This is a genomic window from Paenibacillus cremeus, assembly GCF_007786445.1.
Classification (GTDB): Bacteria; Bacillota; Bacilli; order Paenibacillales; family NBRC-103111; genus Paenibacillus_G; species Paenibacillus_G cremeus.
In genome coordinates this window covers 1-14,840 of record NZ_VNJI01000027.1, presented here as the reverse complement: position 1 = coordinate 14,840, position 14,840 = coordinate 1, and the positions used below count along the sequence as shown (strand labels likewise).

General features: G+C 52.9%; 15 protein-coding genes. 11 read left to right on the top strand and 4 right to left on the bottom strand.

Translation table 11 applies throughout. The features are described from left to right. Nucleotides 1-10 precede the first annotated feature (10 nt). Nucleotides 11-1,585 (top strand): glycoside hydrolase family 43 protein, encoded by a 1,575-nt coding sequence (locus tag FPZ49_RS20230; RefSeq protein ID WP_144850311.1) that lies wholly within the window; start codon nucleotides 11-13, stop codon nucleotides 1,583-1,585. A gap of 306 nt (nucleotides 1,586-1,891) precedes the next feature. On the opposite strand, the gene FPZ49_RS20225 is transcribed toward FPZ49_RS20230, so the two are convergent. Then, entirely contained in the window at nucleotides 1,892-2,107 is a 216-nt protein-coding gene (locus FPZ49_RS20225; protein ID WP_144850309.1) for a hypothetical protein, read from the bottom strand. A gap of 163 nt (nucleotides 2,108-2,270) precedes the next feature. On the opposite strand from FPZ49_RS20225, the gene FPZ49_RS20220 reads away from it, so the two are divergent. Further along, entirely contained in the window at nucleotides 2,271-2,726 is a 456-nt protein-coding gene (locus tag FPZ49_RS20220; RefSeq protein ID WP_222429933.1) for a helix-turn-helix transcriptional regulator, read from the top strand. Between the two features lie 135 nt (nucleotides 2,727-2,861). Here FPZ49_RS20220 and FPZ49_RS20215 read toward each other — a convergent pair whose 3' ends face one another. The 3 genes from FPZ49_RS20215 to FPZ49_RS20205 form a co-directional block, all read right to left on the bottom strand. Beyond that, nucleotides 2,862-3,356, bottom strand: a complete 495-nt coding sequence (locus FPZ49_RS20215; protein WP_261381511.1) for a Uma2 family endonuclease — start codon at nucleotides 3,354-3,356, stop codon at nucleotides 2,862-2,864. Nucleotides 3,357-3,492: 136 nt separating this feature from the next. Continuing rightward, entirely contained in the window at nucleotides 3,493-4,527 is a 1,035-nt protein-coding gene (locus FPZ49_RS20210; protein WP_144850303.1) for a DUF3231 family protein, read from the bottom strand. A 103-nt stretch (nucleotides 4,528-4,630) separates the two neighbouring features. Continuing rightward, on the bottom strand, nucleotides 4,631-6,469 hold the full coding sequence (locus FPZ49_RS20205) for a methyl-accepting chemotaxis protein (protein WP_144850301.1): 1,839 nt from the start codon (nucleotides 6,467-6,469) through the stop codon (nucleotides 4,631-4,633). Between the two features lie 215 nt (nucleotides 6,470-6,684). Here FPZ49_RS20205 and FPZ49_RS20200 point away from each other — a divergent pair, with 215 nt between their 5' ends. The 9 genes from FPZ49_RS20200 (at nucleotide 6,685) to FPZ49_RS20165 (ending at nucleotide 14,588) form a co-directional block, all read left to right on the top strand. Further along, a complete protein-coding gene (locus FPZ49_RS20200) occupies nucleotides 6,685-7,596 on the top strand; it encodes a phosphate ABC transporter substrate-binding protein (RefSeq protein ID WP_144850299.1) in 912 nt (303 codons plus the stop codon). A 174-nt stretch (nucleotides 7,597-7,770) separates the two neighbouring features. Continuing rightward, the gene (pstC, locus tag FPZ49_RS20195) at nucleotides 7,771-8,712 is read left to right on the top strand and encodes a phosphate ABC transporter permease subunit PstC (protein ID WP_144850297.1); all 942 of its coding nucleotides are present in this window, start codon (nucleotides 7,771-7,773) and stop codon (nucleotides 8,710-8,712) included. Further along, nucleotides 8,709-9,566 carry a phosphate ABC transporter permease PstA gene (pstA, locus tag FPZ49_RS20190; RefSeq protein WP_144850295.1) on the top strand — a complete coding sequence of 286 codons (858 nt, stop codon included), beginning with the start codon at nucleotides 8,709-8,711 and terminating at the stop codon, nucleotides 9,564-9,566. Before pstC ends, pstA begins: the two co-directional genes overlap by 4 nt. Further along, a complete protein-coding gene (gene pstB, locus FPZ49_RS20185) occupies nucleotides 9,563-10,348 on the top strand; it encodes a phosphate ABC transporter ATP-binding protein PstB (RefSeq protein ID WP_222429932.1) in 786 nt (261 codons plus the stop codon). The genes pstA and pstB overlap by 4 nt, the downstream gene beginning before the upstream one ends. A gap of 33 nt (nucleotides 10,349-10,381) precedes the next feature. Continuing rightward, nucleotides 10,382-11,041, top strand: coding sequence for a phosphate signaling complex protein PhoU (phoU, locus tag FPZ49_RS20180; RefSeq protein WP_144850291.1), 660 nt, complete (start codon nucleotides 10,382-10,384; stop codon nucleotides 11,039-11,041). 506 nt (nucleotides 11,042-11,547) lie between these two features. Beyond that, nucleotides 11,548-12,441 carry an aminoglycoside phosphotransferase family protein gene (locus tag FPZ49_RS20175; protein ID WP_144850289.1) on the top strand — a complete coding sequence of 298 codons (894 nt, stop codon included), beginning with the start codon at nucleotides 11,548-11,550 and terminating at the stop codon, nucleotides 12,439-12,441. A gap of 74 nt (nucleotides 12,442-12,515) precedes the next feature. Further along, nucleotides 12,516-13,556: a stalk domain-containing protein gene (locus tag FPZ49_RS20170; RefSeq protein WP_144850287.1), complete on the top strand. Its 1,041-nt coding sequence runs from the start codon at nucleotides 12,516-12,518 to the stop codon at nucleotides 13,554-13,556. Nucleotides 13,557-13,757: 201 nt separating this feature from the next. Further along, complete coding sequence (locus FPZ49_RS35880) at nucleotides 13,758-13,901, top strand: hypothetical protein (protein ID WP_186445944.1); 144 nt, start codon at nucleotides 13,758-13,760, stop codon at nucleotides 13,899-13,901. Between the two features lie 30 nt (nucleotides 13,902-13,931). Next, the gene (locus FPZ49_RS20165) at nucleotides 13,932-14,588 is read left to right on the top strand and encodes an FMN-dependent NADH-azoreductase (RefSeq protein WP_144850285.1); all 657 of its coding nucleotides are present in this window, start codon (nucleotides 13,932-13,934) and stop codon (nucleotides 14,586-14,588) included. The last annotated feature ends 252 nt before the right edge of the window (nucleotides 14,589-14,840 follow it).

Below are 14,840 nucleotides of genomic sequence, written 5' to 3'. Positions count from 1 at the left end.
GTCGTAGAAAATGAAATCAGAATTGTCTAAGCGCGAAGCATGGCAGGCGGACATGGGGGACGGGACGTTTCAGAACCCGGTGCTGTTCGCTGACTATTCCGATCCGGACGCAATCCGGGTAGGAGATGATTTTTATATGGTGGCGTCCAGCTTTTCCCATTTGCCGGGGCTGCCTATTCTGCATTCCAAGGATTTGGTTAATTGGACGATTGTGAACCACGTCATCGACCGGCTGGACTTGCCCGGCTATGACGTCCCTCAGCACGGCAAGGGCGTGTGGGCGCCAAGCATCCGCTATCATGCAGGGAAATACTGGGTGTTTTTCAGCACGCCGGATGAAGGGATTTTTATGAGCACGGCTGACGATCCGCGAGGGAAGTGGACGCCGCTTCATATGATTAAAGAGGTCAAAGGCTGGATTGATCCGTGCCCATTCTGGGATGAAGACGGCAAAGCCTACCTGGTTCACGCGTTTGCGGCCAGCCGCTGCGGGATCAAGCATAAGCTGCATCTGTTCGAGATGTCGCTTGACGGAAAAGAGCTGCTCGGGGAAGGAAAAATCATCTTCGACGGGACCGTGGAGCATCCGACGCTCGAAGGGCCTAAGATGTACAAGCGCAGTGGGTACTATTACATCTTTGCACCGGCTGGCGGCGTAGCTACGGGCTGGCAGACGATTTTGCGCTCACGGGATATTTGGGGGCCTTATAAGGACAAAATCGTGCTGCACCAAGGCGGTACCGAGGTGAACGGCCCGCATCAAGGCGCTTGGGTGGAGCTGGAATCCGGCGAGTCCTGGTTCTTGCATTTCCAAGACCGCGGAGCCTATGGGCGCATCGTGCATATTCAGCCGGTACGCTGGGTGGACGATTGGCCGCTGATGGGCGAGAATCAGAATGCGGAAGGCGTTGGCGAGCCTGTTTCTAGATCGAGCAAGCCGAAGGTAGGCGGCGTTCAGCCGATAGCTGTTCCGCAAACGTCGGATGATTTCTCGGGCGCGCGCTTAGGCCTTCAATGGCAGTGGCAGGCGAATCCGGTGGCGTCGTGGTACTCGCTGGAGGCTAAGCCAGGCCAGCTGCGGCTGTATGCGGCGCCGCTGCCGGAGGGCGCTAAGACGCTGTACGACGCGCCGAACCTGCTGCTGCAAAAGCTCCCGGCGCAGGAGTTCGCAGCCACGACGTCCGTAGAACTGCCAGACTCGGCATCTGAGCAGGTGCACGCCGGGCTGATGGTGTTCGGTCTGAGCTACGCATACCTTGCGGTGGCAAGAACGGCGGACGGGAAGCTTCGGCTGTCCCAAGTGATCGGGGCGGAAGGACGCGAGGAACAGGAAGCGGAAGCTGTTGCCCTGGAAGCGGCGAGCCGTCCGGTGAGCCTGCGGGTCACGGTGACTGGGAATGCGGACTGCTGCTTCCAATACAGCATGGACGGCGAGCGCTTCCATGCGATCGGACCGAGCTTCCGGGCACAGGAAGGCAAATGGGTCGGAGCCAAGGTCGGCATCTTTGCGAGTGGAAGCGGAAGTGAATCGGATGCCGCAGCGTACGCTGATTTTGAATCGTTTGTTATTGAACCACTGTCATAATAATTACTACATGAAAGGGCCTATCCCCAAAACGCTGGGAGGGCCCTTTTTGCATGCTTATAGCCTAGATTACTCGCGAATAAACTGCTGGAGCTCTGCTTTTTGAAGAAAGTGGTGGCGGAAATGCATTCGGTCAGCTGAAACCATTCGAGTGCGCTGGCGAGGGCTTTACTTTGATTTTGATCGGCGGAAAGCCTCCCTGATCAAACAGCTTTTGCCCGAACTCGAAGCGCCAGGAAGTGTGAAAAACGTGAGGCGTGTGAAAAAGGTGAGGTGGTGCCCGATCATCAAAAGTGTGAGGTGCGGTTAAATCCGTGAATTGTGGCGCGAGCCGGCTCCAGCCACTTCTGCAATGCCGCCAGGTCCAAATTGATGACCAGTACACCCGTCGGATTCGGACAGCATCGGAACTTTTTTCACCAGGGACACCACTTGGACATCATAGGCTTGCGTGTCAAAATCCTTATAGCTTCGCGCAGCAGTCCAGCTGCTTGCGAACGGCTGGGACAGCTGCTCCTGCAAAAACAGCCGGTCATCGTTTCAACAAGCTTGTGAGGCCATCTTATCTCCTTCGGATGCGGGCTGTATACATACGATAAAAATGATCAATCTGTTCCACTACATGAGCTTCACGTTTACCCGGGAGCTGTCGGAATTTCCGCCTGAGTATATGGAGATTTGGAAGATGGAGGCGATCACGCCGATTACACATGCGCTGGGCACGTTCGAGACGCTGCATGAGCTTCGGTATACGTTCTTCGGCAGCTTGAAGCGGGTGTCGGACAAATGGAACTTGCTGCGCGAGCATCGCAGCCAGCGGTCGCTGATGCACAGGGTCCGGGAGCATATCGAACAGCAGTACGGCAACGGCAATTTGTCTCTGCAGCTGTTGAGTGAGGAATTCGGCATCAGCAAAAACTACTTAAGCCGCTTGTTCAAGGATGAGTTCGGGGAAAATTTCATCGACTACGTAGCCGATGTACGAATGCAGCATGCGCGCCGGCTGCTGGAGGAAACGAGCTTGTCGATTCAAGAGATCGCAGCCCAAGTCGGCTACGAGCATTATTTCACCTTCAATCGGGCGTTTAAGAAAACGACCGGCTTCCCGCCGAGCGACTTTAGGAAAAAACAGGAAATGTGAGCGAAAGCCTTAGGCGGCTGTCGTAATAGCTGCCCTGGAAGCAGCTAATGGAGCCGAAGAGTGTTCCGCGCCCGGAATTGTTGACAAAGGGCTGCCTCACCGTAGCTGAACTACGGAGGGAGGGCAGCCCTTTTATTATGCCTCAGCGGCGTTCTCCGGCGGGAAAATCGCACTAAGATCAATCGAGATGCAAGTCAGCACCGGAGAGGTCAGCACGTCGCTCTCCGAGAGCGTCGCAGCCAGCTGGTATTGGCCATCCACGAGCACAAACTGATCGACGGTTCGGTACGTCGGGTCGATCAGCCAATACTCTTTTACGCCGAAGCGCTGGAACATGTCCTTCTTCACGGTTTTATCCTTGCGCCCGGTGCTGCTCGACAACACTTCAGCGCACAAATCGGGAGCGCCATATACGAACCCATCACGAAGGATGCCCCGATGTTCATTAGCGATAAAGAGAAGATCAGGCTGAGCGAGGTTGTCTTCGTCAAAATGGACGTCCATCGGGGCAAAGAGGATTTCCCCATTCTGATGACAGGTGTTGTGAAGACTTAAATACAGGTTCGCAATGATCTTCTGATGAACAAATTTCGGCGATGGAGAAAGGTCATAGCGAATACCGCCAATGATCTCAAACCGCTCATAGACTTCATAACCCCCTTGGATTAAAAAGGCTCGACACTGTTAAATTATACCATACCCTTCGACATCCAGAGAACGCATAAAAAGAAGCAGTCTGCTTTAAGCAGCTGCTCCACGGTGTATTTTAATGAAAAGCGATTTTATCTCGATCCGCCGCATAAGGAGGTTGCTCCATCCAGCCGTGGTCGATCATGAGCTTGGCGGCATCCTCTGCAAACGATGCAATGTGCATCAACGATTTGGAATAAAGAAGCCCTATATCATGCCTACCGTCCACAGCCATTGAATTTCCAAAGGATCTGATTTTCATAGAAAACATATCCATCTTATGAAATAACATCAGCTTATCCGAAAACGGCGAGAAGGTGGATGTTGTAATCAAATGATCCAGAAATGAGGGGGTAGGTAAATTTTCGTGATGCATTTTTTCCATATAATGCTCCAGGTGGTTATGAGTCATTTCCTTTCCCCGGATGAACAGCTCCTTTATTTTTTCCGATCGGACAACCTGACTAAAGGACATGATCAGCGCTTTGCTAGTTACGTTATTTTCAATATTGTCGTACAAATGGGCAATTTCTAAGGCGTGCAAAGGCCGGACATGTCCAAAGAACCCATTCAAAAACTCCCTGCGAACAAACTCCGCTTTTTCCGGAACTGGAATGAGCGGCGGCTTCATGATGAAGCCTTTACTCATTAATAGCTCTTTGATTTGCATCACTAGGGCCATGGTGGAATCCATACAATGAATGAAAAACTCGTTGATATCTTTTCTAAAGACTAAGGGCACAGCTACGGTATAAATGCTCATCCCGGCCTTGGCAACATATTTCAAGTAATGAACATAGAATTCATCTTCAAATAGTCTAGGCGCGCCTAGATTGACATCTTCATCCGTAAAGCCGATAGGCAAAGGAAAGCCTTCCTTCGTGAAAATGTCTGTGGTTGTGTTCAGAAATTCGGTACACAAATTTAGCGCATTCTGTACTAGCGTTCGAATATCATCGTCTTCTACATGCTGAAGGAAATAGCTCAAAATACATCTGGACATGCTGTTTCCTATGTGAGTTGCCCAAAGCTTGCCCATTTCTGCCGACGTCAATCTTTCAGAAGTATTCATTTTCGCAGAACTAATCTTTATGGGTTTGATGGTCTGCATCTTAGTCTCCTTGCTTCAAAAATAGTTATCTTATTGTTTCCTCTACTAGGAAATTTAATCTAAAAAAAAGCGATCGTTCTGTAGCGAACGATCGCCTTCCTGCTTATGCTGATGCTGCTTTCAATGATTCAAGCTCTGTACGGCTGGATGTACCGGTGGCGTTGCCCTTTTCCTTGTCTTTTGCTTTTCCGTTTCCCGAACCCTCGGAAGTCTCGTCCTGAAGCTCGGAGCTTTGGACCCCTTCTTCCCCGATCTTGAACCGGCTGATCTCCGTAAACAACCGCTGTGCCAGCTCCAGCATATCATCCGATTGAACGGCAATCTGGTGGATAGCCGCATCCTGCTGAAGAGAGGAGGAGGTGACCTCTTCCACGCCTGCCGCCGCTTCCTGCGCGATGCCCGCGACATGCTGCACGGAATCGACCAATCGGCTGTTCTGCTCTTCGGTGTGAGCGATCAGCTGGTGAACCCCATCGATCTGACCGGACAGCTCGTCCATCGACGAGCGGATGTGGCTGAACGCCTCGACGCTTTCGACCATTTGCTGATGCTGCTCATGGAAGGAATGGTGGGTTTCGGCGATGGACGCCTCCAGTCCCTTCGTCTGCGACAGCAGAGACTGAACCAGCTGCTCGATGCCCTTGGAGGACTCGTTCGTGCGTGTCGACAGCAGCCGTACTTCCTCTGCGATCACGGAGAACCCTTTCCCATGGACGCCGGCACGGGCGGCTTCGATGGAAGCATTCAAAGCGAGCACATTCGTTTGCGATGAAATGTCCGTGATCGTGCCGACAATGTGACCGATTTTGGCGGAGCTTTCCGATAGGGCGGTCATCGCCGTATGAACTTCCTTCAGCACCGCTTCGGTACGGCTTACTGCGGTAGCGAGCGACTTCATCGACTGGGAGCCGGTGTGCGTATGTAAGGCGGCCTCATGGCTTTTGCTCAGCATCGCATTCGTGTAGTCCGACATCTGCTGAATCTCCTGCGCCAGCTCGGAAATGATGGTCGCACTTTGCTCGGTATAATCCGCCTGCTGCGAGGCGCCTTCGGAAATTTCCTGCATAGCCCGGATAATCTCGCGGTTGGCCGCAGCGGTTGCGCCGGAGAACTCACGGGACCGTTCCGAATGCTCGGAGAGCGACGAGGCGATCGACTGGGTTTGCTGGAGCATGTGGCGTACCTCCAGAACCATGTGATCGAAGCTGTGACTGAGCCGGCCAAGCTCGTCCTTCGCAGGGCTGTTAATCTGATAACGCAGGTCGCCTTCGGCAATGCGTCCGACCGCTTCCTGCAGCCGCTGAATCGGGCGCATGAAGGAGCGAAGCAGGATAAAGCCGGTGGAGATGATGCACAAGCCTACAATAATAAAGGCGGCGATCATAGTGCTAACCGTGCGGTTCAATTTGCTGATCGTAACGGCAACGGCCGTGTCGGCATCCTGCGAATAGGATGCGTAGAATTGGTCAACATATTTAAAGATGTCTCCCATGCCCCTTTGTGACTCGTTATACAAATATTCCATGTTCTTGTCCAGATCGGCCGGTGCTAGCTGCCGTTCCTGAATCAGCTTCGCCGCGACATCGAACGTATTCGTGTACTCGCCGGTGAGCAGAATCAGCTTGCTGCGCCATACGTGTTTTTCATCGGTATCCGCCGTTTCCCCGATCCGCTTGATCATCTGGTCGAAGAGCTTTCGCTTCTCATTATATGTAGGAATATATTCGGTCTTCTTCGAAATCTCGAGGCCTGAAGCGATAATATTCAGCTCCTGGACCATTTCCTTCAATTCTAGAGCCATTAGCTTAAGCTCGACCTTCTGATTTTGCTGCTCCAGCTGTCCTTTGATCTGCTGCACCTGCTGTAGGTTGAATAACGCTACACACAGAAAAAGCATCAAGACACCGGTCAGACCCGAGATTAGCTTCATTTTTAAAGTCATTGGTATAAATCTCCCTTCAGTTCTGTACACTTCTCCCCTTATAGATTAATTCGCTTCTATTAAATGAGAGCTAGAATTATGTAAAAAAGAGGTTAATTTTGTCGGAATAAAAGTTTAACATTGCGTTAACGTTCCGTGGGTTTAGACTTTACAATCGGTTGCTATTATAGCTAAGTAAACAAAAACAACAGAAGAAAAAGGGAGGACATGCTGAAATGTTTAAGCAGCTGTCGAAAAAAAGTGTAAGTGTAGCAATGGTAATGGTACTTTCCGTAGGATTTCTTGCAGCATGTGGCAGCAAGGCACAAACGCCTGCCGATACAAAACAAGGAGCAGCACCTGCACCTGCAGCAACTACTCCTGCGGCACAAGCGCCAGCAATTGAAGGAACAGTTACAGCTTCCGGCTCCAGCGCATTGCTTCCTTTGGTAAAAGCAGCAGCAGATGACTTCATGAAGAAAAATGCAAAAGTGACGATCAACCCAACAGCCGGCGGATCGGGCACTGGTCTTAAGAACGTAGCTGACGGCACCTCTGATATCGGTAGCTCCGACATTGAAGCAGGTCCTGAATATAAAGACAAAGGCTTGGTGGACCATATCGTAGCAGTGGCTCCATTCGCCCTGATCGTAAGCAAAGACGTTAACGTGGATAGCCTGACGAAGCAGCAAGCAGCGGACATCTACACAGGTAAAATCACGAACTGGAAAGACGTTGGCGGTAAAGACGCGAAAATCATTGTAGTACACCGTCCAGACGGTTCCGGCTCCCGTGCACTGGTTAAGCAAATCGTGCTTGGCGGCGCTGAGTTTACAAAAGACGGCGTAACGCAAGAGTCCAGCGGCGCAGTTGCAACGACCGTTGGCCAAACTCAAGGCTCCATTGGTTATGTAGATACTCCTTACCTGAACGATACCATCAAAGCGGTTAAATTTGATGGCGTAGCATTCAGCAAAGACGCAATCAAAGACGGCAAGTACCCACTGTACGGTATTGAGCATATGTACACTAAAGGCGAAGCTAAAGGCGCTACGAAAGCATTCCTGGATTACATCATGAGCGCTGATTTCCAAGGCAAAAGCGTGGAAGAGCTGAAATTCCTGCCTGCTAACCTGCTAAAGAAGTAATACCAAGCAGTACCCGAAAAGAGCAGTGACGACATCGTCGCTGTTCTTTTTTTGTTCAAATTCATTAACTTTTACATTCCCTTAACAATTCTCGATTATTGCCCTTACAATTATACTCTAAGATAAATGAGAGATAATAAAGGTGATTTTTAAACAAGCAGGGGGTTTTCACTAATGAGTTCATACGCCGACCAGCTAACGGATAGCCTGGAGCAAGCAAGAAAGGAACCGTCAAAGGGGAATCGATGGACCCGCGGCCAGCACCGCAACGACCGGATCATGCGGATTATTTTCGTCGGCAGCGCGATTCTGGTGTCCGTCATCATCTTTTCGATCATTGCCTTTGTCGGATGGCAGGGCGTAAAAACCTTCTCGGCCGTGTCCCCAAGCGAGTTCTTCTTCTCCACGGACTGGACGCCGTCTAAAGATAAGTTCGGAGCGTTTCCGTTTCTATACAGTACGATGCTTCTAACGCTGCTCTCCGTCGTGATGTCGCTGCCGCTTGCTTTGGCTGGAGCGGTCTTTATGGCGAAAATCGCGCCGAGCTGGGTGCGTGAAATTTTACGGCCGGCCACGGATTTGTTCGTCGGCATTCCTTCCGTCGTTTACGGGTTGATCGGCTTAACGGTCATCGTGCCTTTTTTGGCGAAATTCAATGAAGGCTTTGGCTACGGGATTTTGCCCGCGGCGATTATTCTGGCCATTATGATTATGCCGACGATCCTGTCCATCTCCGAGGATGCCATACGCTCGCTGCCGGGACGATTGGAAGAGGCGTCGCTGGCACTGGGCGCAACACGCTGGCAAACGATTTGGAGAGTGCTCCTTCCAGCTGCACGTCCGGGCATTTTGACCGGTGTGATTCTGGGGATGGGCCGGGCGATCGGGGAAACGATGGCGGTATTCATGGTCATCGGGAACTCGCCGCAAATGCCGAAATCGCTGCTCTCCTCCACCACGGTATTGACTACTGCAGTGGTTAAAGATATGGGTAACACACACTATGGAAGCACGTGGAATAACGCATTGTTTCTCATGGCACTGGTGCTGCTCCTGATCTCGCTGCTTCTGATTATCGTGATTCGTATTGTGGCCAAAAGGAGCGAACTGAAATGACAAGCAAAACGACCGATCGGATCGCAACGATCTTCTTTTGGGCAACGGGGCTCATCATCGTGCTCCTGCTCGCCTGGTTTCTCATCCGCATTCTGGGTGACGGCCTTCCAATGCTGTCCTGGAACTTTATTACCGGCAGACCTTCCGAGGTCAGAGCCGGGGGCGGCGTAGGTCCGCAGCTGTTCAATTCGTTTTATATTTTGTTCCTGTCCCTGCTGTTTTCGTTACCGATCGGGATCGGTGCAGGTGTCTACTTAGCCATTTATGCGAAAAAGAACCAGTTTACTGATTTCATTCGAGTGTCCGTCGAGGCGCTGGCTTCGGTTCCATCGATCGTTTTCGGATTGTTCGGCTTTCTATTGTTCGTGAATTGGATGGGATTGAAATTTTCGATTCTCGGCGGTTCGGCCACCTTGGCACTGCTGAATCTGCCGGTCTTGGTGCGGGTTACGGAGGTCGCGCTTCGTTCGGTGCCGGAATCGTACTGGGAGGCCTCTCTGGCGCTCGGCTCCACACAGTGGCAGGCGATTCGGAAGGTGCTCCTTCCCGCGGCGCTTCCAAGCTTAATGACAGGGATTACGCTCGTAGCGGGTCGCGCGCTCGGTGAGTCGGCGATCCTGATCTATACCGCAGGCCTGTCGGTTTCCCGGTACCTGCCGGACTTTAACATTTTCTCGATGGGCGAGACGCTCTCGACTCACTTATGGTATGTGCAATCCGAGGCGATTGTTCCTGACGCCAAAAATATCGCCAAGGGCAGTGCAGCATTGCTTCTTCTCGTCGTGCTGGCGTTCAATCTGCTCATTGCCATTCCAAGCCGTATGATCCAGAAAAAACTGTCCGGAGGGAAATGACCATGACGGTAGCGAATAGAATTGAAACAGGTACGAAAATCAATGTAAACCAACTGAACCTCTACTATGGCGAAAACCATGCGCTTCATAATATTGATTTGAGCATCGAGCAAAATACGATTGCGGCCTTGATTGGGCCCTCCGGCTGCGGAAAGTCGACCTTCCTGCGTACCTTGAACCGGATGAACGACCTGATCGAGAACGTTCGGATCAACGGTGACATTATTATTGACGGTCAGAACATTTACGATCCAACCACCGACGTCGTCTCCTTGCGGAAAAAGGTAGGCATGGTGTTCCAGCGCCCGAACCCGTTTCCTATGAGCATCTACGACAACATCGCCTACGGGCCGCGCATTCACGGCATCAAGAAAAAAGCCGTGCTCGACGAAATTGTAGAGCGCAGCTTACAGCAGGCTGCCTTGTGGGATGAAGTTAAGGACCGCCTGGACAAATCGGCTCTCGGGTTATCCGGCGGCCAGCAGCAGCGCCTTTGCATCGCCCGACTGCTCGCGGTAGAGCCGGACGTGCTGCTCATGGATGAGCCAACCTCGGCGCTGGATCCGATCTCGACGCTGAAGGTTGAAGAGCTGACGCAAGTGCTTAAAGATAAGTACACGATCATTATCGTTACCCATAACATGCAGCAAGCGGCCCGCATCTCAGATTACACCTCCTTCTTCTTAAACGGCGTGCTTGTGGAGTCTGATAAAACGGATAAGATTTTCACGACTCCGTCCGATCAACGTACGGAAGATTACATTACCGGCCGTTTCGGATAACGGAATTAAAAGAGAGAATAGGAGAGTGCCCTTTTGGATAACCGAGTGAATTTCCATCAATCGTTAGTTTTATTGCAGCAAAATCTGTTCAGCATGGGCAGCCAGGTCGAACTGCTGATCCATCAAGCGGTAGAGGCGCTGGCTCGTATGGACGAGAAGCTGGCGAAGCAAACGATTGAGCAGGATGATCAGATTGATGACATGCTGATCCGCATTGAGGAAAGCTGCCTCCGCCTGATTGCATTGCAGCAGCCGATGGCCAGCGACCTGCGCATCATCAGCATTGCACTGAAAATCGCTACCGATCTGGAGCGGATTGCCGACCATGCGGTGGACATCGCCAAGATTTGCATCCGCTTGAACGGCGAGGAGCTGGTAAAGCCGCTGATCGACATCCCGCGCATGGCGGAGCTGACGAAGATCATGCTGCGCGACAGCCTGCTGGCGTACACCGAGCGGGATGTACACCGTGCCGCGGCGCTGGCTGAGAAGGATGACGAGGTCGATAAAATCTACAGCAGCGTGGTGAACGAGATCAACCACTTGATGACGACCGACTTCGCCCGCAACCGCCAGCTGTCCCAGCTGATGCTCGCGGCGCTGTATTTGGAGCGCGTCGGCGATCACTGCACAAATATCGGCGAAGGCGTCATCTACATGGTGACCGGTAAACGGAAGGACTTGAACGTATAAGTCTGTTGCTATGAAAGGGCTGTGCCGCTTGGGCGCAGTCCTTTTTTTCCGAGCTGGGACTTGGAGAGAACAAGCCGGGACGCCCCGTGCAAAGCGGAAAACCCGCTTTGCAGCCGGCCTCGGGCCGGGATGCCTCGTGCAAAGCGGAACCCCCGCTTTGCAGATTGGCCTCGGGCCGGGATGCCCCATGCAAAGCGGAAACCCCGCTTTGCGGCCTGGCCTCGGGCCGGGACGCCCCGTGCAAAGCGGAAACCCCGCTTTGCGGCCTGGCCTCGGGCCGGGACGCCCCGTGCAAAGCGGAACCCCCGCTTTGCAGCCTGGCCTCGGGCCGGGATGCCCCGTGCAAAGCGAAAACCCCGCATTTAAGCCTGAGACTAGGTGGTTATTACAATCCCACCTAGTCTCAGGCTTTTTTCGTTTTAATAAAATTGCATCTTGTACCGGCTGAAGTGGCATTTTATGCTTACAGCATCGTTTGCATTTTGCACGGAGGTGATTGAACTATAATGAGCCATGAAATGTTAGTCGACGTCAACCTTGTGAACCGATTAATCGCTTCCCAATTCCCGCAGTGGGCTGACCTGCCGATCGAACCGGTGGAGTCCGCTGGGACGGACAACGCCATCTTCAGGCTTGGCAAGGAGCTGGCGGTGCGGCTGCCGCGGGCCGAATGGGCCATGGGGCAGGTGGAGAAGGAGCAGCGGTGGCTGCCCATGCTAGCCCCACAGCTGCCGCTTGCCATCCCCGCGCCGCTCGCCTTGGGGCTGCCCGCCGAGGGCTATCCGAGCCGCTGGTCGGTCTACCAGTGGCTCGAGGGGGAGAACGCCATCGTCCGGGGCATCGACGATCTGGGGCAGGCCGCGGACGCGCTGGCGCACTTTGTGACCGCGCTGCAGCGGATCGATGCCACCGGGGGGCCGGTGCCAGGGCCGCACAACTCGGGCCGTGGTGTACCGCTGGCCCAGCGTGACGCCGCGGTTCGGGATGCCATCGCGGGCCTCAGCGGCCTCCTGGACACCGATGCGGCATTGGCGGCTTGGGAAGCCGCGCTGCACGCACCCGTGTGGCACGGCGCGCCGGTCTGGCTTCACGGCGACCTGCACCCCGGCAACGTCCTGGTGCAGGAGGGACGGCTGAGCGCCATCATCGACTTCGGGACGCTGGGCGTCGGCGACCCTGCCTGCGACTTGATGGCGGGGTGGACGCTGCTCACCGCCGAAGCTCGCGCTTGCTTCCGCGCAGCGCTGCCTGTCGATGACGCGACCTGGCTGCGGGGGCAAGGCTGGGCGCTGTCCTTCGGCCTGATCGCTTACGTCTACTACATCGACAAGAACCCCGTACTGGCCTCGATATCCAAAAGCACGATTGAAGAAGTGCTCTCGGATTACCAATTTTTATAGCAAAAAAAGGGATTTTTTGGTCGTTGTAGAATGTTGTTTTTGTAAGCAACTACCTAATTGTGGAGGGTGTTCAAATGAGGCTCAGTGTGACCGTCTTATTAGTCTTGCTCCTATCTTTCTCGGGGGCCGGGGCGATTTTTGCAGCAGAAGAGGCCAGCGGCGCGGCGACCGTTCAGGTGGATGGGCGTACAATTGTTTTTCCGGATGCTAAGCCCTATTCCGTATCAGCCAGCGTCTATGTTCCGGTCCGAATTGTAGCTGAAAATATGGGTCTCCCCGTTGTCTGGGATGCAAGCACCACGTCCGTACGGATTGGGGAAGGCAGCGCCTCTGTCACTTTTAAGCCGGACAACGCGGTGAACGGCAATAAACCATTCCTGAAGGATGGCCGTGTGTATGTCGAGCTTTCCTTCATTCAAGACAAGCTGGGCGCAGCCGCTGTATGGAATAAGCAAAAGCTGACGGCAGAGGTGACGACCAAATCGAATGTACTCAAAGGCGTCCAGCTGTTTAAGCAATCGATGGTCAAGCTGACGGGCGACAAGGTGATCTACGTGGATCCGTATAAGGTCGACGGCGAGCCGAAGGATGGCGATATCATTTTTATTACCCATACCCATGGCGACCATTTCAACTTAGCGGAAATCGGCAAGGTGGCCAAGAAAGGCGCGACCATCGTCTTCCCGGCGAATGAGCTGGACAAGCTGGCGGGCTCCGGGTTCGATAAGGTGATCGGCGCAAAGCCGAACGAGTCGGGTACGGCGCTGGGGATCTCCTACAAGGCCGTTCCAGCGTATAATACGCAAACGGCTAACCATCCGAAGGACAAGGCTTGGGTCGGGTACATCATTACATTGAACGGCGTGAAGTACTATATGGCTGGGGACACGGATCTCATTCCGGAAATGAAGGACATCCAAGCGGACGTGGCCTTCCTGCCGATGGGCGGCAAGTTCACGATGGCCTATGAGGAAGCGGCTAAAGCAGCCAATCTGATTCATCCGAAGGTGGTTGTTCCTTATCATTATGCGGATGTCGTCGGCACGCGGGAAGATGCGATTCATTTTATCGACTTGATTGAACCGGGCATTACGGCCATTTTGATGAAAGAGTAGCTTCATACAGCGATAGCAGCCCCTCTCCTCGAGAGGGGTTTTTGTTTCTGCGCAGTGCCGTGCAGAGATTGAGATTTTTGGCAGAGGGGATGTTCATAAAATATTTTGCGGCAGGGGATACTGGAATCAGTCTTGCAAAACGTTGACAACTGAAATCGACGAAAACCGATGGCAGTTGCAACAAAGGAGGAGGGAGTTAGCGTGTTTAGTTATGGCCAGGACATCCCGTTAGAGGATGTAGTGAGCGACGAAGCGGGAGAGCCCAACGCCGGAACACCGGTGGCGCCGGCCGAGTTTATGTTTGAATATGGGAAGCCGATTTTTGCCGATGATTCGAGCATTTAATTAGAGCAGCGAAAGGTGGAACCACAAACCATGGGCAAACTTCTTTATATAACGGCCAATCCGAAGGCGGATGAACAATCCTTTAGCCTGTCTGTAGCCCGAGCCTTTCTTGAAGCATATCGGAAAGAGCAGCCGGGGGACGAAATCGTTGAGCTTGACCTGTATCAAACCAACATTCCTTACATCGACACGGACGTATTCAGCGGCTGGGGCAAGCTGCAGCAAGGTAAAGCCTTCGACGAGCTATCGGGGGATGAACAATCCAAGGTGGCTCGCATTAACGAGCTGACGGACCAGTTTATTGCGGCTGACCGGTATGTGTTCGTCACCCCGATGTGGAACTTCAGCTATCCGCCTAGAATGAAAGCCTATATCGATACGATCTGCATAGCCGGGAAAACGTTCCGCTATACCGCGAACGGACCGGTCGGGCTGTTAAACGATAAAAAAGCGATTCATATTCAAGCGCGCGGCGGCATTTATTCCGAAGGCCCGGCTAAAGATTTGGAGTGCGGGGACAAGCATTTACGCGCAATCTTTCAATTTATCGGGATCAAGGACGTCGAATCCATCTTCGTTGAGGGGATGGCGGCGATGCCGGATCAAGCTCAGTCGATCAAGGAAAAAGCGATTGCGCGAGCCCAGGAGGTCGCCCGTTCTTTTGCCAAGGATCCGGTTCGCGTATAGTCACGCGGATAAAAGCAAAAACAAAAAGCCCTAAGGGGCTTTTTCAGATTGTAGAGAAACCCACTTTTTAAAAAGCTGGGTTTCTCTTTTTTTGCCCCAAAACACATATTTTGCGGGACTAGAGGGGGTATTAACCCTCCAATGCCCTCCTTTCTAAGTGGAGGGCGATCTTCTTCATATTCTGAACCGCTGCGGTCATGAGCGCTTGCTCTGTCGCATTTCTCAGCCCGCGTAAACGGCAATAGCGAAACC